Origin of the sequence: Aquilutibacter rugosus, from assembly GCF_036541335.1 — a bacterium.
In the GTDB taxonomy this organism is placed as follows: domain Bacteria; phylum Pseudomonadota; class Gammaproteobacteria; order Xanthomonadales; family Xanthomonadaceae; genus Aquilutibacter; species Aquilutibacter rugosus.
The window spans coordinates 342435-364204 of sequence record NZ_JAZHBO010000002.1; the positions used below are offsets into that span (position 1 = coordinate 342435).

The window sequence follows — 21770 nt, forward strand, 5'->3', positions numbered from 1 at the left end:
ATTAATCGGACATTAACCTTTCGAATCGGCTCAGCGCTATGAATCTAAGGTCCGAACCGAGCAAAAGTTCGGAAACGCCGATATTCGGGGTCGTAGACGTTGCCTGCTCTGTGTGGGAGAGGCTAGAACATCTACTGGGGGTTTAAAACAATCGAAACGGGGAAAACGGATGAAGCGAAAGCTCTCAGTCATTATTGTCTGTGCGCAGGCATACGTGCGGTCCGCATTGAGGATGCATCTCGAAGGTGCGGGTATTGAAGTCATCGGTGATCATTCCAACAGCACCACCGCATTGCGGGAAATTCGTTCGGTGCAGCCGGATGTGGTTCTCTGTGAGTCCAGGCTGGATGCGATCAATGGCATCGAACTCGCGGCCAGAGTCTGCAGAGCGCAGCCGAATACCAAGGTAGTGGTGTTGTCGGACATCAGTGCAGGCCCGTTGCCCGCACGGGTTATGGAGGCCGGGGCCAGCGCCTACCTGGATATCAACTGTCCAGTTGATGAGGTGATCCGCGTATTGCATCGGGTCAATCGAGGAGAGATCTATTTGTCGCGTAGGGTGGCGCAGCATCTGGCCCTTTCCAGGGGCGGGGAATCCGACAATCGTCTGGCATGCCTGTCTCGGCGCGAACTGGAGGTCGCCTTGCTGCTGGCGCGCGGGTACCGTCTGCAGGGTATTGCCGAACTGCTGTCATTGAGCGTCAAGACCGTGAGTACGCACAAGTCGCGCCTGTTCACCAAGCTCGACGTGAGCAATGTGCCACGCTTAGTGGCGACGTTGCGCGATAACGGTCACGAAGTCACTCCCATCTAAGCAAAAGCCGTCCGGGCACTCGGTGCACGGACGGCTTTTGGCCATACCGTAAACGGTGGCGCTTAGAAACCGCGGTTGCCGTTACCCAAAGCGTTTCGGATCGATGCGGACAGATCCACACCCTGCTGTTGCTGGGCTTGGACGGACTGATTCAGCATCTCGGTCAACGACGGGGCGGGAGCCGCAGGTTCGGTCGGCGCGGGTGCTTCGTCCGCTACGACGGTGTCGTTGGCTTCCGCTGCCGCTGCCGGGTCAGCGGCTGCTTCTGCAGGCGTAGCAGCGGCTGGCACGGCATCAGCGGATGGCTCATCGTCAAAGTCGAATTCCGGCTGATGCGCGCGCGTGGCCATTGTATTGGGCGTGACGGTTTCATCGTCGGTACCGGCATCGTCCTGGTCGTCCAGCATCGAATCCGAGCCTGCAGCACCATCGGCGCTACGACGACGACGACGGCCACCGCGACGGCCGCGCCGACGGCGATTTCCTGCCTCGCGCATGCCGGCTTCATCGGCAGCGGCTTCGGCATCGGCACCCGCGTCCAGTGCGTCCTCTGCGACTTCGGCCGAGATGTCGGCAAGATCAGCAGCAGGCTGCGAGCGGGCGGCAGACACGGGGGCGGTGTTGATGGTCGGGGCAGCAGTTACGGCATCCAAGTTATCCACCGCTGCCGTTTCATCGGTAGCGACTTCGGTGCCGGCGGCGACAGCAGCCGCATTGGCGGCAGCACGGGCACGTCGCGCGTCGCGACGGGCCTCGTTGCGCGAGCGACGACGTGCAGCTTGCGCCGATTCAACCGACTCGACTGTATCTGCAGCCGGCTCACGGTTAGCGACCGGAGCCGTATTCGCGGCCAGAGCGGCGTTGTTGTCCACGTCGACCGCCGGCTTGTTGGCATTGCGGTCACGACGGTTGCCGTTGTTGCCGTTCTTTTGCGAGTCCGGCTTGTTAGTGGCTTCGGCCTTGGCCGGAGCCGGTGTGGCGGCACGTTGCTGTTGCGGCTGCTGCGCCTGATTCGGATTGCGCGGTGCGCGTTCGCCCTTGTTGCCGTTGCCTTGCGCATTGCGGCCGTTACCGGACTCATTGCGACGGCCTTTGCGTTGACGATCACCACGATCCGACGAAGGCTCACCACGTTCAGCGCCTTGGCGATTAGCGTTTGCGTTTGCCGAAGCGCCGGCGGCAGGAGCCGTCGGTGCCGGTGCCCGGAAGAAGCGCATGATGCGTTCCATTACGCCAGCCGACGGTGCCTGTGGCGGCAGCTCGGCGACCGGCGGACGCGAAGGCGCGACGACCGGACGCTCACGCAGCGGAGCCGGCGAGCTGTGTTTGACCGAGGTCACGGCCGGTGCCGGCGGAATGTTCAGATGATCCTTGGTCAGCGCATGGGTCGGCAGCTTGCGCTGCGTACCGCGATGGTACGAGGGCTTGGCGGTTTCATCGCCGAGTTCGTTTTCACGGATGCGAGTCACTTCGTAATAGGGCGAGACCAGCTTTTCATCAGCAACGATGACGATCGGCGAATCGTGGCGACGTTCGATGTCACCAACGGCGCGGCGCTTTTCGTTGAGCAGGTAGTTGGCCACATCAACAGGCGCCTGAACCAGCACTTGCCCCGTGTTGTCCTTCATGGCGTGCTCTTCGACCAGGCGCAGAATGCTCAGTGAATGCGATTCGATTGAGCGCAGACGGCCCATACCCTTACAGTGCGGGCAGGAATCCTGCGATTTTTCACCCAGCGAAGGACGCAGGCGCTGACGGCTCATTTCGAGCAGGCCGAAGCGCGAGATGCGACCGACTTGGACTCGGGCGCGGTCGGACTTGAGGGCCTTGTTTAGAGTGGCTTCGACTTCGCGCTGATGCTTGCTCGAGGCCATGTCAATAAAGTCGATCACGACCAGACCGGCCAAGTCGCGCAGACGCATTTGGCGCGCCACTTCTTCAGCGGCTTCAATGTTGGTGTGATACGCGGTTTCTTCGATGTCGCCACCGCGAGTCGAACGGGCCGAGTTCACGTCGACGGCAGTCAACGCTTCGGTCTGATCAATGACCAGAGCACCGCCCGACGGCAGGCGCACTTCGCGCTCGTAAGCGTTCTCGATTTGCGACTCGATCTGGAAACGGTTGAACAGCGGGGTATCGTCGGTGTAGTGCTTGAGCTTGCGCAGATTGTGCGGCATGACCTGCTCGACGAACTCCAGGGCCTCGGCGTACATTTCGGGCGTGTCTACCAGAATTTCGCCAATGTCCGGGCGCATGTAGTCGCGCAGGGCGCGAATGATCAGGCGCGATTCCTGATAGATCAGGAACGGTGCGGGCTTGCTCAGAGCCGCCTCAGCGATGGCACGCCAGACGCTCAGCAGGTAATCCAAGTCCCATTGCAGCTCTTCGGCATCGCGGCCGACGCCGGCGGTGCGGATGATGACGCCCATGTCTTCGGGGATGATCAGGGCATCCATGGCGCGCTTGAGCTCGGCGCGGTCATCGCCTTCGATCCGGCGCGAAACGCCACCCGCGGTGGGGGAGTTCGGCATCAGGACCATGTAACGGCCAGCCAGCGAGATAAAGGTGGTCAGGGCAGCGCCCTTGTTGCCGCGTTCTTCCTTATCGACCTGAACGACGACTTCCTGGCCTTCGCGCAGCAAGTCCTTAATCGTGGCTTTGTTCGGATCGACCCCGGCCTGGAAATAATCGCGCGAGATTTCCTTTAGCGGCAGGAAGCCATGGCGGGCCGCGCCGTAATCTACAAAGGCGGCCTCGAGCGAGGGTTCAAGACGGGTGATTTTGCCCTTGTAGATGTTGGACTTTTTGAGGTCCGCATCGGGCTGTTCAATGTCGATGTCATACAGATTCTGACCGTCGACGATGGCAACGCGCAGTTCTTCTGCCTGCGTTGCATTGATGAGCATACGCTTCATGTTGGGTATTTCTCCGCGCTAAACCGGCGCGGACCCGAAGTGGCGTTTGTGCCTCTGGATCCCAAACTAGGGGCCGCCGTAACCTGCATCTGAACGCCCGCATCTTGGGCGGGTCTGTCCAACGCAGGCGGCCGACGAGCCACCTTAGGATTTGTCCAGCGCTACAACACCACGGCAGGCCGCGGGAGCGCTTGTCACTTGTTTCTAGGCTGGGCCGGCTGCCCTTGCATAACATGCAGGAAGGCCAACCCAGGGCTTTTGGCTCCGCCGCCGACCTTAATGGCCCGACGACGTTGCCGGATGTAAGTTCACCGAGCTTAACGCCCGAACAGTCCAGCACCCTGGCGCCGGCCCTGCTAAGATGACAACCCCACCGAACGGGCGGGATGTGCATTTGGCGGGCCGCAGCCATACTCCGGTGGGCGTTTGCGCCCTCAGGACGATCACCGGCCGAGCCGGACGTCATGACAACCGTTTGAAATCAGGGTGTTAGCCTGTCCTTTGATTGTAGCAGAATAAGCCGTACATGACGAAATCATCACCAGACCGTCCCGCCGGCGCCGCCAATACGGGCCTTGCAGCCCGCCTGCTGACCATCAGTGCGGATCGGGCCGGCCAGCGGCTGGACAATTTTCTGTTGGGTCAGCTCAAAGGCGCCCCCAAATCCCTCGTCTATAAGGTGGTGCGATCCGGCCAGGTCCGCGTCAACGGCGGCCGAGCCAAGGCGGAGCGTAAACTGGAGGAAGGCGATGTTGTCCGCGTCCCGCCGATGCGTCTGCCCGAACCGGGCGCGGCCGTCACGCCACCGCCGACCGCTTTCCTGCAAGTGCTCGAGCAGGCCATCGTCTTTGAAGACGACCGTCTGCTGGTCCTGAACAAGCCGAGCGGTCTGGCCAGTCACGGTGGCAGCGGCATCCGCCACGGCGCCATTGAATCCTTGCGGGCCCTGCGCCCCGGACAGTCGCTTGAGCTGGTGCACCGCCTCGATCGCGATACCTCGGGCCTTTTGGTCGTGGCCAAAAAACGCTCGGCGCTACGGCAGCTGCAGGCGCTCCTGCGCGAGGACCATGGCGCGGGCATCCGCAAGACCTATCTGGCATTACTCCCGGGTAAATTACCGAAGGGAGAACTGACCGTGCAGGCGCCCCTGCATGTCGGGCTGCGCCAGGGCGGCGAACGGCATGTCACGGTGCATCCACAAGGCAAGGAGGCGATCAGCCATTTCCGAGTCCGCGAGCGACTGTCCGGACTGTCGCTGTGCGAGGTCCGCATCGAGACCGGCCGGACCCACCAGATCCGCGTACATGCTCAGCATCTGGGCTTCCCGGTGGCGGGCGATGACAAGTACGGTCAGGAGACGGTCAACCGCCAGTTGCGCACCCAGGCCGGCCTCAAACGCCTGTTCCTGCACGCCGCTGAGCTGGAATTTGAGCTGGGCGAAGGCGCGGACCGCCGTACTTATTTACTGAATGCAGAACTGCCCGACGACCTGAACTCCGTGCTGCAGGCCTTGCGAAACACCTAAATCGCGGTTGTCCCGTTGCGAAGGCGCCTTAGGCGCCCGGCTTTTCGCACAGTGGATTGGGTTCTTCAGGTGCCTTGAACGACATCGGCGAGCGGATCTTTTTGGCTACCGCCTTGCCGTTGACGTAGGCCGGCTCGAATTTCCACTTGGTGACGGCCGCCTGAGCGGCTGCATCGAGTTCGGGGACACCGCTGGAGCGGTAGACCTGCGAACCGCTGACCTTGCCATCCGCGCCGACCTGCACATCGAGCTCAACGATGCCACCAATGCCATCGCAGGCCTGACGCAGGGGATATTCCGGCGGCGGGGTATCGACCGCCATAAGCTGCGAATTGCGGCCGACCGGCTGTTGCGGCGTTTGCGGGCCACAGGCACTCAGAACCAGAACGGCAGTGGCGCTCAGCACGGCGAAGGGAATGCGTTTCAGACGGTGGGACATGGTCGGAACTCCACAGCAGGGGCGTCGGGGACGCCGGTTAAGCAATCAGGGCGTCGGCCTTGGCGGCACAGATGAAATCATTTTCGCTCAGGCCTTTGACATCGTGGGTATTAAAAGTCACGACGCAGCGGTCATAGTGCACGCCAAGATCAGGGTGATGATCCTCGCGGTGTGCTACCTGGGCCAGCGCATTCACGAACGCCATGGTCCGATAGTAGTCGGCAAAACGGTAAGTACGGGTGATGGCCCGACCTTCGTCTGATAATTGCCAATCGGGGACTTGCGGCAGCAGTTCGCGCACTTGGGCCTCGGTCAGGCGGTGCTGGTCACCACGCTTAGGTGAACAGTGCGCTTGGGACAAGGGGATCAGGTCGGTCATGGGTTCTCCTTCTGGCATTAGAATAAACCCATGATCCAGATTTCTGAAACCGCTCAATCGCACTTCCGTTCATTACTGCAAAAAGAGGGGGTCGAAGGCATGGGCGTGCGCCTGTCCGCCGTCCACGCAGGCACCCCTAAAGCCGACGTCCGACTCGAGTTCGCCGAACCCGCCGATCTCGACGGCGAGGAATGGGCCATCGATTGCGAAGGCTTTACCTTGTGGTTGGACAGCAGCAGTGTCCGTTATCTCGAAGAGGCGGAGATTGACTTCATTAAGCAGGGGGCGGGCATGCAGCTGCAAATCCGCGCGCCGCATATTAAAGGCCAACCGCCGGCAGCGGGCTCCAGTCTGATCGAGCGCGTGCGCTACGTGGTGGAGCACGAGATCAATCCGCAGTTGGCGCAGCACCGAGGCCATGTGGATGTGGACTCGGTTACGGCCGAGGGCGTGGTCTGGCTCCGATTCGGTGGCGGCTGCCAAGGTTGCGGTATGGCCGATGTCACGCTCAAACAGGGCATCGAGACTACCTTGCGCCAACAGGTGCCTGACATCACCGATGTGCGGGACGTTACCGATCACGAACAGGGCGACGCGCCCTACATGCCCCGTACAGCAACAGGGAACTAAGGTCATGGTTTGTTTGTCTGCGGTATAACACCGAAGTGACATCACCCTCCATGCCCACCCCCTCCGATGGCTTGACCATCCCGTTGCCACCCGGTGCCACTCCGCAGCCGCCGCGTTTACCGTGGAGGCCCAAATCGCTGAGTGAAACTCGCAGTGAGCGCTCGCGATGGCAAGCCATTCGCCACTTGCTGCTCGAACAATGGGAGCCGCCGCCGCGCGATGAGCGACCGCTGCGCTGGATTGCGGGCACGTTTTCGCTTCTGCTGAACCTGCTGTTTGCGATCCTGCTGATTTATTTTCTGGTACTGCAGTATCTGGCCATGCATCGGGCCGACGATCAGGAACAGCAAGCCATCATGGTGGAGTTCATCGGTCGCGGCAAACCGCAGGTCGGCGGCGGCGATTCCGCGCCATCCACTGCGCCGGTGTCCTCGTCGAAGGCATCCTCGTCTGCTGCTGCCGCTTCAGCTTCTGCATCGGCTTCGGCTTCGGTGGTCAGCAAGCCCACGCCGACGACCGCCTCCGCGCCGCCGACCGCCCAGCCTGCACCGGTGCCGACGCCGGCACCCAACGTCACCTTGAGCAAGCCCGTCGAGGACGTGTCGCCGTTCCAGGTTCCGGTCGCCGCCGCGCCTCAGGCCAGCGCCTCGTCCCGAGCCTTGGCTGTGCAATCGCGGCAGCTGTCCGAACGTTCGGTCGCCGATCCGCTGCAAGCGCCGGACCTGCGACCGGTAGCCAGCCCGCAACGCACCGTGTCCGAATCCTTAGCGGTGCGACCGTCGGCCACGTTCTCCGAGCGTTCCGTGCGCGATCCGTCGCCCGCAGCCACTTCGGCAGCAACGGTAACAGCAGCGTCAGCGTCGACAGCGTCAGTCTCGACAAGCGCTACGAGCTCATCGACGGCCTCCAACGCCAACGCCAGCACGCCGAGCCCGACCGCCGGTCCACGCCCAGCTGCGCAAACCGGTGGCTGGTATCAGAACGCAACTGCCAATGACTGGGGCAACTCCAATCGTGAACGTCCCGGGCAGAAGCAGGGCGCGCGCGATGGCCAAGCCGGCTTGCAAGGAAACGATCTGTTTGACGAGCAGGGCAAGCCCAAATTGCCCTACAACGGTTCCGCCTCGCGCAACGATCCGCCGGGCCTGGTGAATGGCGAAGTTCGCGATCTCGATCGCGTGGGCACCTGGCGCAAACGCCGTCCGACCGATGCCAATCTTCCGGGTTCGAACATGGTCTGGTTGCCGCACGAAACCTTGCTCGACGAATGGGTACGCCGTGGCGTCAAGGAAGTTCGAGTTCGTATTCCGGGAACCACCACCACGGTTCGCTGCAAGGTGTCCGTGCTGGCCCTTGGGGGTGCCTGTGGCTTGACCGATCCGAACCTCGAAGATCAGGAGGCCATTGCCCGCCCGCCGCCGTCGGTCCCGTTCAAGCCGGAACTCAACCAGCACAATGGCGGCCGCCGTGAGGACCAGAAGGTTGAAGACTTCGGTCCGGGTGCGATCATGCCCGGACAGGCCATCAAGCCGGTGGGTAAAGATGCCTTGCCGCCGTCGCCGCAATTCAAGAAGCCTACCTTTAAGTTCGGCGATGAGAAGTGATCGATGGTCTGCAGGACCAAACTGCTAGCCCAACAAAAAGGACGCCGAAAGGCGTCCTTGTTTGGTGCTACAACGGCGTAAGCCTTATTCGACGTGCGACAGGTCGGTGATGTTGCCTTTGCGCGAAGCGAAGTAGGCGGCAAGATCGGCGACTTGCTGGTCATTGAGATGACCGACTTGACCCTTCATGACGGCTTGATCGCGGCGGCCATCACGGTACGAGGTGATGGCGTATTCGAGGTAGTCAGCATATTGACCGGCCAGCGTCGGGTAGGTCGGGTCGATCGGAGCCGCGCCTTCCTTGCCGTGGCATTCGATGCAGGATTGCTTGCTCGGGGTGTCCGTGCTGTTGGCCAGCTTTTCACCCTCGGCAACGCGGCCATCGGGCAGGCCGGCAGAAGACGACTTGATGGCGTGTTCGGCGGCCTCTTCGGCGTGTTCGCCCTTGGCGGCGGTTTCAGCCGACTCTTGCGACGAGCAGGCGGTCAGCGCCGCGCTTAGCAGCAGAGCAGACAGCAGGGATTTGGCAGTGATGTTCAAAGTCATGACGTTCGGTACCGGATTAAAGGTCACAGGGCGGCTTACGGCTTGACCGAAGCAAGATAGGCGGCGATGTCAGCCAGCTGCTGTTCCGAGTAGCTGGTGGCTTGAGCGCGCATGGTCGGGTGCTTGCGGGTGCCCTTGCGGTATTCCATCAAGGCGCTGCGCAGGTAGGCCTCGCTCTGACCGCCGATGCGCGGCACATGATAGTTCGGGTAGGCGTTCTTGAAGCCGGCCACGCCATGGCAGCCACGGCAGGTGTAGGCGAGCTCCTTGCCGCGCTGTGCATTACCCAGCGAGCTGCTAGGTGCCGCAGCGGTGGCGGGGGCCGTTGCAGAAGTGGCGGCTGCCGTTTTGGCAGGTGCCGGTTCCGCGGACATGGCACCGGCGGCGGCAAATGCCAGACCGGCAATGGCAAGGATCGTCAAGGGTCGCTTCATGGCTGATGGGCTGAATTGATGGTGAATTTCGCATTATATCGGTTTCACGGGCTAAATAGCATCCATTGCCGGCCGGACCCTGCCGGAATAGCCCATGACCTTTGTGGGATAGGCGCGGACATTGGAGTGAGCGTATCGTTGCGCTATGGGCGCGAGGGTGCCCCACGAGCAGGAAGTTGCATTTCATGATGAACCGTATTTCTCCGTCCCGGACCGGCGTTGCCTTTGCATTGGCGTTGGCTGTAATGACCGCGGTACCGGCCTGTAAGAAAGCGGAAAAGGACGATGCCAAGACGGACAAGATCGAAGCCGTTCCGGTCGAGGTCACAGCCGTCCGCACGGATTCGGTGTCCAACAGTTTCTCGGGTACCGCCCCGTTAGAGGCCAAGGGCGAGGCCCAGGTCGTGGCCAAGACCTCGGGTGTTGCTCGTCAGGTTCTGTTTGAGGAAGGCCAGTTCGTGCGTGCCGGTCAGACCATGGTCCGACTGGAGAGCGATCGCCAGCGACTGCAGGTGCAACAGGCTTCCGCACAGGTTGAAAAACTGCAGCGCGATTATGCGCGAGCCGAAGCACTGGCACGCGAGCAACTCATCGCCCGTTCCGATCTGGATCGAATCCGTTTTGAGCTGGCCAATGCTCGGTCTACCTTAAATCTCGCGCAGCTGGAGCTGTCCTATACCAATGTGACTGCACCGATTAGCGGCACGGTGGCATCGCGCAGTATTAAGACCGGCAACTTTGTGCAGATCAGTTCACCAATCTATCGCATCGTCAGCAGCCAGCTGCTCGAGGCCGTGATCAACGTGCCCGAGGCCGAGAAATCCAAGCTGCAGGTTGGCCTTCCTGTACAGATGACTGTGGATGCAATGCCGGGGCAAACGTTCGAAGGCCGCATCTCGCGCATTGCGCCGGTAGTGGACTCGGGCAGTGGTACGTTCCGTGCGGTGGCAGCATTCCCCGGCGGGGTAGGTCTGCAACCCGGTATGTTCGGGCGTCTGAGCGTGGCCTTCGATCAGCATAACAACGCCATGCTGGTGCCGCGTGCAGCTCTGCTCGAAGGCGAGCAGAATTCGGCGGTGTTCGTGGTCCGCAACGGCAAGGCAGTGCGTGCTCCGATCACCACGGGCTACTCGCAGGGCGAATGGATCGAAGTGCGTAGCGGAATCACCACGCAGGATCGTGTGATCACGGCCGGTAAAGCCGCAGTGCGCGATGGCATGCCGGTCACCGTGTTGGCACCCGCCGCGCCGCAGACCACCGCGCCGTCTCCTGCAACCCGCTAAGCCGGAGTCGCATAGTGAGCTTTGATTCCCATCAGCCGCGTTCCTTTGATGTGGTGGAATTCTCGACGCGTCGTCGCGTAACCGTGGCGATGATGACCCTGACGCTGGTGCTGTTCGGTCTGATTGCACTGGGCGCGCTCAAGGTCAATCTGCTGCCCGATATGAGCTATCCCACGCTGACGGTACGCACCGAGTACACCGGCGCGGCACCGACCGAGGTGGAGACGCTGATCAGCGAGCCGCTCGAAGAAGCACTCGGTGTGGTCAAGGGCCTGCGCAAGATCAAGTCGGTGTCGCGTGCGAATCAAAGTGACATCGTGCTCGAATATGCCTGGGGCACGGACATGGATCGTGCCGGTCTCGATGTGCGTGACAAACTCGACTCTGTGAGTCTGCCTCTGCAGGCCAAGTCGCCGGTGGTGCTGCGCTTCAATCCTTCCACCGAGCCAATCATGCGACTGGCACTGACGGAGCCCGATTCGTCCGATCCGATCATGCAGCTGATGGAGCTACGCCGTTTCGCTGACGATGATCTGCGCAAGAAACTGGAACCTGTCGATGGCGTTGCCGCCGTCAAGGTCGGTGGCGGTCTCGAGGACGAGATCCAGGTGGATTTCGACCCGAAGCGTCTGGCGGCCCTGCATATTTCGCCGGAAACGGTGATCAACCGATTGCAGGCCGAAAACGTCAATCTCTCGGGCGGCCGCATCGAGGAGGGCACGCAACGTTATCTGGTGCGTACCGTCAACGAGTTTCAGTCGCTTGATGATCTGCGCAATCTGCTGATCACCACGCAGGCTCAGACCGGTAACGCATCGCAGGATGCGTTAGCCCAAGTTGCATCGCTGGCCGCGGCGCAGGGCAATTCCGCGGCCTTGGCGGCTGCGTCGTCGGCGCAATCGGCGAGTTCATCGAGCGATGCAACGCCCGGGGGCGGCAAGGCCATTCGCCTGGGCGATGTCGCCACGGTGCGGCAGTCGTACAAGGAACGTGAAGCGATCATCCGTCTCAACGGTCGTGAGACTGTGGAGCTGGCAATTTATAAGGAAGGCGATGCGAATACGGTCGCCACCGCCGATGCGCTGATGCAACGTCTCGAGATCATCCGTAAGGAACTGCCCAAGGGCTTTGAGGTCACCACCATCGAAGACCAGTCGCAGTTTATCCGTCACGCCATTGGTGACGTCAAACTCGATGCAGTGATCGGCGCGGTACTGGCCATTCTGATTATCTTTCTGTTCCTGCGCGATGGCTGGAGTACCTTTGTCATCAGCTTGAGCCTGCCGGTCTCGATTATCACCACGTTCTTTTTCATGGGGCAGCTCGGACTGTCCTTGAACGTGATGTCGTTAGGTGGCTTGGCCTTGGCGACCGGCCTGGTGGTCGATGACTCCATCGTGGTACTGGAAAGTATTGCCAAGGCGCGCGAGCGTGGCTTGGGTGTGCTTGAGGCGGCAATTCAAGGTACCCGTGAGGTGTCGCTGGCAGTCGTCGCTTCCACCTTGACGACCATTGCCGTGTTTCTGCCGCTGGTGTTTGTCGAAGGCGTGGCCGGGCAACTGTTCCGCGATCAGGCGCTGACCATTGCCATCGCCATTGCGATCTCGCTGGTGGTCTCCATGACTCTGATCCCCATGCTGAGTGCGCTAAAGGCCCGCTCACCCATGGCCTATCCAGTGGAGCCTGCGCATCCGCAATGGCAACCGACTAAACGCTGGCAACAGCCGTTTGCGTTCGTCGGTCGCTGGATCGGCAAGATCTTCGGCGCGGTGCAGTTTGCGCTGTACTGGCTGGCGTTCCGCATCTGGAATGGTCTGAACCGCGTCGTCGCCCCGGTCATGGGTAAATTCAGTGATCTGGCCATGCGTCCGTATCACTGGCTCGAAGGCCGTTACTTTGCGGCACTGCCTTCGGCATTGACTCGACCGCGTCTGGTCTTGAGCGTGGCCGCCGGTGTGTTTGCCTTGAGCATGCTGATTGTGCCGATGCTGGGTACCGACCTGATTCCGCAGCTGGCGCAGGATCGGTTTGACCTGACCATGAAGCTGCCGCCCGGCACTCCGCTGCAACGCACCGATGCCATGGTCCGCGATCTGCAGGTGGCACACGGCAAGGAGGCCGGTGTGCGTGCTCTGTACGGCGTCTCCGGTACCGGTACGCGTCTGGATGCCAATCCGACCGAGAGCGGCGAAAACATCGGCAAAATCAGCATCCTGATGATTGATGGCGGTTCGGCCAAGGTCGAAGCCGACGTCACGCAGTCGATGCGTCGTTCCTTGCGTAATTATCCGAACGCGCAGGTGACCTTTGCCAGGCCGCAGCTGTTCTCCTTCTCGACGCCACTGGAGATTGAAATCTCCGGCAACGATCTGGAAACGATTCGTCGAGCAGGTCAGCGCATGGCGGCGATGCTGCGAGAGAACGAGCACTATGCAGACGTCAAATCCACCGTCGAGCAGGGCTTCCCTGAGGTCCAGATTCACTTTGACGAAGCGCGTGCAGCGGCTTTGGGCTTAACTTCGCGTCAGATTGCCGATGCCGTGGTGCGCCAGGTCGCCGGTGAGGTCGCGACGCGCTACAGCTTCCGCGATCGCAAGATTGATGTGCTGGTGCGCGCCAACGAAAACGAGCGCAACTCGGTAGATGCAATTCGCGACCTGGTCGTGTCCACGCCTTCGGGTCGTACCATCACGCTGTCGAGTGTGGCGGACATCGTCAGCACCGAGGGTCCTTCGGAAATTCACCGTGCCGACCAGCAACGCGTAGCCGTGGTAAGTGCCACCCTGCGCGGCATTGATTTGGGCGCTGCAGTGCGCGAGGTCAATGCCATGGTTGAGCGGCAGCCGTTGGGTGCGGATACCGCCATCCATATTGGCGGGCAGGGTGCGGAGCTGCAGGAGTCGACCCGCTCGTTGCTGTTTGCGTTCGCTCTGGCGGTGTTCCTGGTGTATCTGGTGATGGCATCGCAGTTTGAGTCGCTGCGCCATCCCTTCGTCATTCTGTTTACGATTCCGCTGGCCATGGTCGGTGCGGTATGGGCATTGTTCCTAACCGGAAATTCGATTTCCGTAGTGGTGTTTATCGGACTGATTCTGCTGGTCGGTCTGGTAACAAAGAACGCCATCATTCTGATCGACCGGATCAATCAGCTGCGTGCTGATGGTATGGCCCTGGACGAAGCGATCACCGCCGGCGCGCGCTCCCGTCTGCGTCCCATTGTGATGACGACCCTGTGTTCGCTGTTCGGCTTCCTGCCATTGGCGATTGCGATGGGGCAGGGCGCTGAAGTGCGCTCACCGATGGCCATCACTGTAATGGGCGGCTTGCTGGTCTCGACCTTGCTGACGCTGTTTGTGATTCCTGTGGCGTATCGCCTGATGGAGAGCCGTCGTCAATGAGCTTGACTGAGTTCAGCCTGCGGCGGCCCATTACCACCATCATGTTCTTCGTGTCCATGCTGGTGATCGGACTGGTATCGGCCGTGCGCTTGCCCTTGGAGCAGCTGCCCGATATTTCGTTCCCGTTTGTTGGCGTCTCCATGGGTTACCAGGGCTCCACACCCGAGGAGACCGAACGCGCTCTGGTGCGTCCTGCCGAAGAGGCCTTATCCACGATCCCCGGCGTCAAGTCCATGAACGGCCAGGCCACCAGCGAAGGGGCCTTTGTCGGATTGTTCTTTAAGGATTGGAGCAAGGACATCTCCCTGTTCGCCGCCGAGGCGCGCGAGAAGATGGATGCCATTCGCGATCAGTTGCCGGCGGATTTTCAGCGCTATCAGATTCTCAAGTTTTCCACGTCTGATGAGCCGGTGTTACGCATTCGCCTGGCAGGACAGGGCGATCTGAGTCGGCAGTACGAACTGATAGACCGGCGCATCAAGCGACGTATTGAACGCATTGATGGCGTGGCCCGCGTGTCCATTTCCGGCGCTATGCCCAACGAAGTGGAAATCTCGGTCCATCCGGACCGGCTGACTGCCAACGGACTCACTCTAAATGCACTCGCCAGCCGATTGCAGACGATGAACTTCTCCCTATCGGGTGGTGTGATTACCGACGGCAATACGCGCTATCGGATTCAGCCGCAGGGCGAAGTGCGCAAGCTTGATGATTACGCCGATCTGGTGCTCAATTCACGCGGCGTGCGTTTACGTGATGTGGCCGATGTGCAGCTCAAGCCGGCGCGTCTGGATTCGGGCCGTCGCATCAACGGCCGACCTGCCATCGGTATTGACGTCTTTAAATCCCGCGATGCGAATCTGGTGAACACCACCGGTGCGGTCATGCGCGAGATTGAGACGCTGGGTTCGGATCCCGAACTGCGCGGCATTGACATCAAGGTGGTGGGTAATCAGGGCGAAGATGTCACCAAATCACTGACAGATCTGGCCGAGGCCGGACTGGTCGGCCTGTTCCTGTCCACCGCGGTGCTGTTCTTTTTCCTGCGGCACTGGCCTTCGACACTGATGGTATCGACCGCGATTCCCATCTGCTTTGTGATGACGCTGGGCTTTATGTATTTTGCGGGTCTGAGCCTCAACATCCTGACCATGATGGGACTGTTGCTGGCGGTCGGCATGCTGGTCGATAACGCGGTGGTAGTGGTCGAGAGTATCTACCAGGAACGCGAGCGCATGCCCGGTGATCCGCAGCGTGCGGCCATCATCGGCACCCGTAACGTGGCGATTGCGCTGTCGGCCGGCACGCTCTGCCACTGCATCGTGTTTGTGCCGAACCTGTTCGGCGAGCGCAACCAGATCAGCATCTTCATGTCACAGATTGCGGCGACCATCTCGGTATCGCTGCTGGCATCGTGGCTGGTCGCCATTAGTCTGATTCCGATGCTGGCTGCGCGCATGAAGACGCCACCGGCAGTGCACAGCAATCAGGGTGTGATTTACCGCCTGCAACAGGCCTACGCCAAACTGCTGCGGCAGTCACTGCGCCATCGTGGCTTGAGTCTGTTGGCGATGCTGCTCGTCCTGCTCATCAGCATCATTCCGATTGTGCTGACCAAGGTCAACATGTTCAATGACAATGGCGGCAGTGAGATCTATCTCGACTACGAGTTCAAGGGTGCGTATACAAAGGAACAGATTTCGTCCGAACTGGCCAAAGCCGAGGAGTTCCTGCAGGCCCATCGCAAGGAATACAAGATCAAGCAGGTTTACGCCTACTACCAGGATGGCGGCGGCGATACCTTTGGCGGGTCCAGTATCAATCTGACCTTTGAAGACGGCACCAAGGACACCAAGGCGATTGCCGAACGCATTTCCAAGGAGTTGCCCAAGTCCGCCATTGCCGACATCAACGTCAGCGGTGCCGGTGATAGTGGTGGCGGTGGCCAGGACAAGATCCAGGTCCATCTGACCGGTGATTCGGTCGGCCAGATTCGTGAAGTGGCCGATGACATCCTGCCGATCCTGCGACGAATTCCTTCGATTCGCGATCTGCGCATTGACAACATGTCGCGACTGACTGAAATGAATGTCAGTGTCGATCGTGATCGGGCCGCCGCGTTCGGGCTGTCTGCAGACGAGGTCTCGCGCTTTATCGGTATTGCCCTGCGCGGCGCGGTGTTGCGATCCTATCGCCAGGACGATGTCGAAGTACCGGTGTGGGTCCGTTTCGAAGGTTCTGAAAAGCGCACGACTGCCGACATGGCCGGCTTCAATATCATCAGCTCCGATGGCCGTACAGTGCCCTTGCTGAGCGTCGTCCGCGTGAATGTCGTACCGACGGCAACGACTATTAATCGCGTCGATCGTCGCACTACCATTACGCTGACCGGCGAACTGGCTCCCAAAGCCACCGTGCCGGAAGCGCGTAAGGCACTTGAAGACACACTCAAATCGGTGGCCTTCCCACCGGGTTACGGCTACAACTTTGAGGGTTCTGCATTTCAGCGCGATGACGAGGCCATGGGCCAGATGATGTTCAATCTGCTGCTGGCACTGGTTATGATCTACGTGGTGATGGCTGCCGTGTTCGAATCGCTGCTGTTCCCGTCGGCCATCATGAGCGGCGTGGTGTTCTCGGTGCTCGGCGTGTTTTGGCTGTTTATGCTCACCGGTACGACGTTCTCGGTCATGGCCTTCATCGGCATTCTGGTGCTGATGGGCGTGGTAGTGAACAACGGCATCGTCATGATTGAGCACATCAACAATCTGCGCCGGAGCGGCATGAATCGGACCGATGCATTGGTCGAAGGCTCAAAGGAACGTCTGCGCCCGATTCTGATGACCATGGGTACGGCGATTCTGGCCATGGTGCCGCTGTCCATTGAACGCGGTGGCGGCAACGGCAACGGGATTGAGTACTTTGTGATGGCGCGTGCTATCGCCGGCGGTCTGTCGTTCTCGACCTTGGTGAGTCTGCTGTTCCTGCCCACCATCTACGCGATCCTCGATGACTTGGGACATCGCAACGAGGGCATGCTGACGCGTGCCCGTAGCTGGCGCCGCCGCGCCGCGGCTTCAGCCGCTGCTGCCGGTAGCTAGTCGCAGGACCAGTCGCTGCAGCATTTCACGGTCGGCATCGCCAAGTTCTCGCAGCACCTTGCCGGCTTGCTCAGGCGACAGCATCGGCAGTGATGCGGCGGCATGATTAGGATCGGGTGATTCCTGCACGCTCAGATACGCGGGAATCGCCGGGCCAACGCCGAGAATTAGCCAGTCCAGACTCACGGTCAGCACACGCGATAGCTTCTCGAGGTGGCGGAAGCTCGGCGTCTCACGGTTGTTCTCCCACGCAGAGATCTGCGTCGGCGAAATGTCCAATTCCAGGGCCAACGTCGTCTGGGTGTATCGGGCATCAAGGCGTGCCTTGCGCAGCCGGTTACCGAAGTCGGGCATGGAAAATGCGGGAATAACCTTTCATTAAACCAAGGTAAGTCCGAACATTTCTCCTGTCGTATTGGAATAGCCTCTGATAACTACTGCTATAGCAGTAGTTCGTGAAATTAACTCACTAATTGTCCGATCATGCGGGCTGTTGCGGCCCACACGCCCACGGCCGTGCCAAGGCTGGTTAGGAAGAAATTAACCAGCGTGCGGGCAACCCGATTGCGCCACCAGCCACCGATCGTCTGCACGTCCTGCCGCAACGCCATGAAGTCTGCATGGGTCGGCTTGCGGATCCAGGCCTCAATCAGAGCGCTGACCGTTCCTGAGGCCAGCGCCGGATGCAGCGGTGTCAGTGGTGAGGACAGGGCGCCGCCCAGGATGCTGAGCGGATGCCCACCTGCAGCCAGAGCACCGAGGGCACCACCTGCCATCGCAAACAGAACATAGCGCAGGATCAGCTCGGAACCGACCTGGTATCCGCCTTGCGCGAAACCGATCGCAAAACCACCGGCCAGGAACACGGCCAGAATGATCGTCATCCACGGGATGTTGCTCTTGGGTTTGGTTTCCGAAAGTGCAAGTCGTCGTGGTTCCGGTGCACTCGTGTCGGTGCGCAGATGTTCGCTCATACCCTGCAGGTGTCCGGCGCCAATCACGGCCAGTACGTTGCGAGGACCTTGCATCTCGCGCAGGGCGCAGGCCATGTACTCATCGCGTTCGGCAATCACGTGCTGATAGATAATCGGCGATTCCGCGGCGAACTCATTGAACGAGGCTTCGAGTACGTCGCCTTCCTTGAGTCTCTCAATGTCATCATCGCTGATGTCCTCGTCGGTGACGATGCCGGCCAACAGGCCCGAACTCAACTTGGCGCGATCCCACCAGCCCAGAGCCTGCGACGTACGCTTGAACGTCACGCCGATATCCCGATCGATCAGCGTGACCGGCAGGCCCATTTCATTGGCTGCGTTAACAGCGGCAATCAGCTCGGCGCCGGGTTCGATCTGCAACTTCTCGGCCATCCGACGCTGATAGGCTGACAGCGCGAGATGCGCGGCGAACAGGGCGGTCTTGCCTTCGCGAATGACTTGCACCAGATCGGTGCGGGCCATGCGATCCGGATCCTGCATCGCTTGCAGGCGATTGGCATCCAGTTCGACGGCCACGCCGTCGTATGCGCCGGTGCGAATCAGTTCACGGACAATCTCGGCACTGCGTGCGGAGACATGGGCGGTTCCGAGAACCGTATAGCGAATGCCATCGCGCTCGATGATTTCGTGCGGCTGATCCTGCAGCCAGGCGGTCGTATCAGTCACGGTAACGTTTCAGCAGGTCCTGGTAGGCATCAATGCGACGATCACGCAGGAACGGCCAGATGCGGCGCACGTGCTCGCTGCGCTGCATATCGACTTCGGCGTAGAGAATGGTCGGGTCGGTGCCGGCTTGCGCCAGGAACTCGCCTTGCGGGCCGAGTACATGGGAGTGGCCCCAGAAATCGATACCGGTAGCGCCCAGAGGCGATGTTTCGTGACCGACGCGGTTGCACGACAGCACCGGCAGGCCGTTAGCCACAGCGTGGCCGCGATGCGACAGAATCCATGCATCGCGCTGGCGATCCTTTTCGTCGTCACTGTCCGAGGGATCCCAACCGATGGCGGTCGGATACAGCAGCAGTTCCGCACCGGCCAAGGCCATCAGACGCGCGCCCTCAGGGTACCACTGATCCCAGCAGACCAGAACGCCGAGACGACCCACCGACGTATCAATGGGTTCGAAGCCCAGATCGCCCGGCGTGAAATAAAACTTTTCGTAAAAACCCGGATCGTCGGGGATGTGCATCTTGCGATACTTGCCGGCAATCGAACCGTCGGCGTCATAGACAACCGCCGTGTTGTGATACAGACCGGCCGCGCGCTTTTCAAATAGCGAGCTGACCAGTACGACGCCATGCTGCTTAGCCAGTTTCGACAGGCGCTCAGTCGAGGGGCCCGGAATCGGCTCGGCCAAATCAAATTCGGCCACGTCTTCGTGCTGGCAGAAATACGGGCCGTTGTGCAGTTCCTGCAGCAGAATCAGCTTGGCACCGTTACCGGCGGCCTCGGCAACTTTGCTTTCGATGTGCGCGAGATTCTCTTCGGCACCGCCCTGATTACGGTCCTGGATCAGTGCGACGGGGAGTTTGCTGTACTTGCTCATGAGTTCAGAACCTTGTCGGCCACGCTGCCGCGCGGCATTTGCATGGTGATGCAATGCAGGCTACCGTTCTGCCAGATCAGCGGACGGCAATTGACTTGCACAATTTCATGTTGCGGGAAGGCTTGCTGCATGACTGCAACAGCCTGCGCATCTTTGACATCGCCGTAGCCGGGCATGATCACGGCGCCGTTGACGATCAGGAAGTTCGCGTACGATGCAGCGAGGCGACGGCCTTCGTCCAGAATCGGATCGGCCCAGGGCAGGGCGAACAGCTGATACGGCTGGCCGTCGGTGGTACGGAATGCGGCGAGCTCTGCGGCCATGGCTTGCAGCGGCTCAAAGTGCGTGTCATTTGCGTCGTCGCAGGACTGATACACGATGCGATCGGCACCGGCAAAACGTGCCAGCGTATCAATGTGTGCGTCGGTGTCATCGCCTTCGAGATAGCCGTTGTCGAGCCACAGAATGCGGTCCTGATTCAGAGTCGATTGCAGGATGGCATTGACCTCATCGCGTGACCGGTCGGGATGGCGAGTCTGCAGGCAGGTCCAGGTGGAGAGCAGGGTGCCGGCACCGTCGGTTTCAATGGCGCCGCCTTCGAGCGCAAAATCAACGCTTTCCAAACGGTCCTGATTGAATGTGCGCTGTTCGCTCAGACGCTGCACCAGCAGGTCATCCTGCGAGGCGCCGAACTTGCCGCCCCAGCCGGTGAAGCGGTAATCAAGCGTCAGGAAGCGATCGCCGTCACGCAGAGTAATCGGGCCGGTGTCGCGCAGCCAAGTGTCATCGTAGGGAGCCTGCAGGAACTTGACTCGCTGCATGTCCACGCGATTAGAGCTCAGGCGTGCTTGCGCATAGGACTCGATGTCGTCATCGGCCGCTACGATCAGCACCGGCTGATAGCGGGTGATGGCCTGTACCAGGGCGATATAGGTCTCTTCGACCTCACCCAGACGATCAGCCCAGTCGGTCTGTTCCGTAGGCCAGGCAATCAGGATGGCGTCTTGGGGTTCCCATTCGGCGGGAAAGCGAAAGGTTTTGTCAGTCATTGCGGTGGGAATGCTCCAGTCAGGCTCCATTGTACGGACAGCCGCGGCAATAAAAAAACCGCCCGATGAACGGGCGGTTTGATAATCACTTTGTTACAAAGTGCGCGCGGATTAGCGCATGCGAGCCTTGAAACGGGGATTGGTCTTGCAAATCACGAAGACCTTACCGCGGCGGCGAACCACCTTGCAGTCGCGGTGACGGGTCTTCGCCGACTTCAGGGAGGACAACACCTTCATGACATAACCTCGGCAGAATCTTAGAAAAATAGTGGATGACATTACTGCCAGCCAGCACCTGGACCCGCAGTAAGCCCAACATTATGTATCAAAAATATTTTCAATTCAAGTGCTTAGCAGATGAATTACGAATCCGCATAATGTCCCGATGATTGAAGACAGCACACCCATTCTTACGATTGACGGCCCAAGCGGGTCCGGCAAGGGCACCATCAGCCGCATCGTGGCCCAGCAACTTGGCTGGCACTACCTGGATTCAGGGGCATTGTATCGTGCCGTGGCGGTAGCTGCAGGCTGGGCCGATGTGGATCTGGCCGACCCCAGTGCCCTGGTGCGCTGCACCTTTGACACCGATATCCGATTTGTCGATGAGCCCGGCCACGAGTTGAAAATCCTGGTCAACGGGGCCGATGCGACGCTCGAATTGCGTACCGAAACCGCCGGCGCGGCGGCTTCGGCCATCGCTGCAATCCCCGAAGTCCGTTCGGCTCTGGTCGAGCGGCAGCGTCGTTTTGCCCGCGAACCGGGGCTGGTCACCGACGGCCGGGACATGGGTACCGTGATTTTCCCGAATGCCCGTTACAAGGTCTTTCTGACCGCCAGTGCCAAGGAGCGGGCCGAAAGGCGCTATAAGCAGTTGATTGATAAGGGAGTTTCCGTTACAATCGACGGCCTACTGCGGGAGATCCTCGCCCGGGATGCGCGCGATTCACAGCGCACCGTGGCGCCGTTACGTCCGGCACCTGATGCCGCACATGTCGACACCACCGGGCTGTCCATCCAAGAGGTGGTCGAGCAAGTCCTAAGCGTGGTTCGCTCTTAGTAGATTCCGGTCCGTCCCGTCATTCCGGCGGCGGCGGTTGTCGCATCATCTT

Annotated in this window: 17 protein-coding genes and 1 pseudogene; 8 read left to right on the forward strand and 10 right to left on the reverse strand. The window is 60.4% G+C overall.

The features are described from left to right. Nucleotides 1–169: 169 nt before the first annotated feature. Nucleotides 170–814: a response regulator transcription factor gene (locus tag V3390_RS06890; RefSeq protein ID WP_331688597.1), complete on the forward strand. Its 645-nt coding sequence runs from the start codon at nt 170–172 to the stop codon at nt 812–814. Between the two features lie 62 nt (nt 815–876). On the opposite strand, the gene V3390_RS06895 is transcribed toward V3390_RS06890, so the two are convergent. Then, on the reverse strand, nt 877–3729 hold the full coding sequence (locus V3390_RS06895; protein WP_331703909.1) for an Rne/Rng family ribonuclease: 2853 nt from the start codon (nt 3727–3729) through the stop codon (nt 877–879). A 526-nt stretch (nt 3730–4255) separates the two neighbouring features. On the opposite strand from V3390_RS06895, the gene V3390_RS06900 reads away from it, so the two are divergent. Continuing rightward, nucleotides 4256–5254, forward strand: a complete 999-nt coding sequence (locus V3390_RS06900; protein WP_331688598.1) for an RluA family pseudouridine synthase — start codon at nt 4256–4258, stop codon at nt 5252–5254. Nucleotides 5255–5282: 28 nt separating this feature from the next. On the opposite strand, the gene V3390_RS06905 is transcribed toward V3390_RS06900, so the two are convergent. Then, the gene (locus V3390_RS06905; RefSeq protein WP_331688599.1) at nt 5283–5693 is read right to left on the reverse strand and encodes an energy transducer TonB; all 411 of its coding nucleotides are present in this window, start codon (nt 5691–5693) and stop codon (nt 5283–5285) included. A gap of 37 nt (nt 5694–5730) precedes the next feature. Beyond that, a complete protein-coding gene (locus V3390_RS06910) occupies nt 5731–6072 on the reverse strand; it encodes a 4a-hydroxytetrahydrobiopterin dehydratase (protein ID WP_331688600.1) in 342 nt (113 codons plus the stop codon). A gap of 30 nt (nt 6073–6102) precedes the next feature. Here V3390_RS06910 and V3390_RS06915 point away from each other — a divergent pair, with 30 nt between their 5' ends. Then, the gene (locus V3390_RS06915; protein WP_331688601.1) at nt 6103–6702 is read left to right on the forward strand and encodes an NfuA family Fe-S biogenesis protein; all 600 of its coding nucleotides are present in this window, start codon (nt 6103–6105) and stop codon (nt 6700–6702) included. 50 nt (nt 6703–6752) lie between these two features. After that, a complete protein-coding gene (locus V3390_RS06920; RefSeq protein WP_331703910.1) occupies nt 6753–8306 on the forward strand; it encodes a hypothetical protein in 1554 nt (517 codons plus the stop codon). A gap of 84 nt (nt 8307–8390) precedes the next feature. Here the strand turns inward: V3390_RS06920 and V3390_RS06925 are convergent, their stop codons facing one another. Together V3390_RS06925 and V3390_RS06930 are read right to left on the reverse strand one after the other, a co-directional pair. Then, on the reverse strand, nt 8391–8852 hold the full coding sequence (locus tag V3390_RS06925; protein WP_331703911.1) for a c-type cytochrome: 462 nt from the start codon (nt 8850–8852) through the stop codon (nt 8391–8393). Nucleotides 8853–8887: 35 nt separating this feature from the next. Beyond that, nucleotides 8888–9286: a c-type cytochrome gene (locus V3390_RS06930; RefSeq protein WP_406805101.1), complete on the reverse strand. Its 399-nt coding sequence runs from the start codon at nt 9284–9286 to the stop codon at nt 8888–8890. A gap of 185 nt (nt 9287–9471) precedes the next feature. Between V3390_RS06930 and V3390_RS06935 the strand changes: the two genes are divergently transcribed. The 3 genes and pseudogenes from V3390_RS06935 to V3390_RS06945 all read left to right on the forward strand — a co-directional run bounded on the left by V3390_RS06935 (nt 9472) and on the right by V3390_RS06945 (nt 17068). Further along, nucleotides 9472–10569 carry an efflux RND transporter periplasmic adaptor subunit gene (locus V3390_RS06935; RefSeq protein ID WP_331703912.1) on the forward strand — a complete coding sequence of 366 codons (1098 nt, stop codon included), beginning with the start codon at nt 9472–9474 and terminating at the stop codon, nt 10567–10569. Nucleotides 10570–10583: 14 nt separating this feature from the next. Beyond that, nucleotides 10584–13958: pseudogene (locus V3390_RS06940) on the forward strand (efflux RND transporter permease subunit); the annotation flags it as partial. A 5-nt stretch (nt 13959–13963) separates the two neighbouring features. Next, nucleotides 13964–17068: an efflux RND transporter permease subunit gene (locus V3390_RS06945; RefSeq protein ID WP_331703913.1), complete on the forward strand. Its 3105-nt coding sequence runs from the start codon at nt 13964–13966 to the stop codon at nt 17066–17068. On the opposite strand, the gene V3390_RS06950 is transcribed toward V3390_RS06945, so the two are convergent. From V3390_RS06950 to ykgO, 5 genes are all read right to left on the reverse strand, one after another. Further along, nucleotides 17045–17422, reverse strand: coding sequence for a helix-turn-helix domain-containing protein (locus tag V3390_RS06950; RefSeq protein WP_331703914.1), 378 nt, complete (start codon nt 17420–17422; stop codon nt 17045–17047). The genes V3390_RS06945 and V3390_RS06950 overlap by 24 nt on opposite strands. A 107-nt stretch (nt 17423–17529) precedes the next feature. Beyond that, nucleotides 17530–18729 carry a TraB/GumN family protein gene (locus tag V3390_RS06955; protein ID WP_331703915.1) on the reverse strand — a complete coding sequence of 400 codons (1200 nt, stop codon included), beginning with the start codon at nt 18727–18729 and terminating at the stop codon, nt 17530–17532. Continuing rightward, nucleotides 18722–19609: a carbon-nitrogen hydrolase gene (locus V3390_RS06960; RefSeq protein WP_331688608.1), complete on the reverse strand. Its 888-nt coding sequence runs from the start codon at nt 19607–19609 to the stop codon at nt 18722–18724. The genes V3390_RS06955 and V3390_RS06960 overlap by 8 nt, the downstream gene beginning before the upstream one ends. Beyond that, nucleotides 19606–20658 (reverse strand): agmatine deiminase family protein, encoded by a 1053-nt coding sequence (locus tag V3390_RS06965; protein WP_331703916.1) that lies wholly within the window; start codon nt 20656–20658, stop codon nt 19606–19608. The genes V3390_RS06960 and V3390_RS06965 overlap by 4 nt, the downstream gene beginning before the upstream one ends. Before the next feature lie 111 nt (nt 20659–20769). Continuing rightward, nucleotides 20770–20895, reverse strand: coding sequence for a type B 50S ribosomal protein L36 (gene ykgO, locus V3390_RS06970; RefSeq protein WP_331688610.1), 126 nt, complete (start codon nt 20893–20895; stop codon nt 20770–20772). 151 nt (nt 20896–21046) lie between these two features. Between ykgO and cmk the strand changes: the two genes are divergently transcribed. Further along, nucleotides 21047–21718, forward strand: a complete 672-nt coding sequence (gene cmk / locus V3390_RS06975) for a (d)CMP kinase (RefSeq protein ID WP_331704334.1) — start codon at nt 21047–21049, stop codon at nt 21716–21718. Nucleotides 21719–21770: the final 52 nt, after the last annotated feature.

Excerpts from the sequence above, each read along its gene's own strand:
- V3390_RS06965 (WP_331703916.1), bottom strand. The coding sequence starts at position 20,658 with ATGACTGACAAAACCTTTCGCTTTCCCGCCGAATGGGAACCCCAAGAC.
- V3390_RS06895 (WP_331703909.1), bottom strand. The coding sequence starts at position 3,729 with ATGAAGCGTATGCTCATCAATGCAACGCAGGCAGAAGAACTGCGCGTT.
- V3390_RS06935 (WP_331703912.1), top strand. The coding sequence starts at position 9,472 with ATGATGAACCGTATTTCTCCGTCCCGGACCGGCGTTGCCTTTGCATTG.
- V3390_RS06915 (WP_331688601.1), top strand. The coding sequence starts at position 6,103 with ATGATCCAGATTTCTGAAACCGCTCAATCGCACTTCCGTTCATTACTG.
- V3390_RS06905 (WP_331688599.1), bottom strand. The coding sequence starts at position 5,693 with ATGTCCCACCGTCTGAAACGCATTCCCTTCGCCGTGCTGAGCGCCACT.
- V3390_RS06960 (WP_331688608.1), bottom strand. The coding sequence starts at position 19,609 with ATGAGCAAGTACAGCAAACTCCCCGTCGCACTGATCCAGGACCGTAAT.
- V3390_RS06910 (WP_331688600.1), bottom strand. The coding sequence starts at position 6,072 with ATGACCGACCTGATCCCCTTGTCCCAAGCGCACTGTTCACCTAAGCGT.
- V3390_RS06920 (WP_331703910.1), top strand. The coding sequence starts at position 6,753 with ATGCCCACCCCCTCCGATGGCTTGACCATCCCGTTGCCACCCGGTGCC.
- ykgO (WP_331688610.1), bottom strand. The coding sequence starts at position 20,895 with ATGAAGGTGTTGTCCTCCCTGAAGTCGGCGAAGACCCGTCACCGCGAC.
- V3390_RS06950 (WP_331703914.1), bottom strand. The coding sequence starts at position 17,422 with ATGCCCGACTTCGGTAACCGGCTGCGCAAGGCACGCCTTGATGCCCGA.
- V3390_RS06890 (WP_331688597.1), top strand. The coding sequence starts at position 170 with ATGAAGCGAAAGCTCTCAGTCATTATTGTCTGTGCGCAGGCATACGTG.
- V3390_RS06930 (WP_406805101.1), bottom strand. The coding sequence starts at position 9,286 with ATGAAGCGACCCTTGACGATCCTTGCCATTGCCGGTCTGGCATTTGCC.
- V3390_RS06900 (WP_331688598.1), top strand. The coding sequence starts at position 4,256 with ATGACGAAATCATCACCAGACCGTCCCGCCGGCGCCGCCAATACGGGC.
- V3390_RS06925 (WP_331703911.1), bottom strand. The coding sequence starts at position 8,852 with ATGACTTTGAACATCACTGCCAAATCCCTGCTGTCTGCTCTGCTGCTA.
- V3390_RS06945 (WP_331703913.1), top strand. The coding sequence starts at position 13,964 with ATGAGCTTGACTGAGTTCAGCCTGCGGCGGCCCATTACCACCATCATG.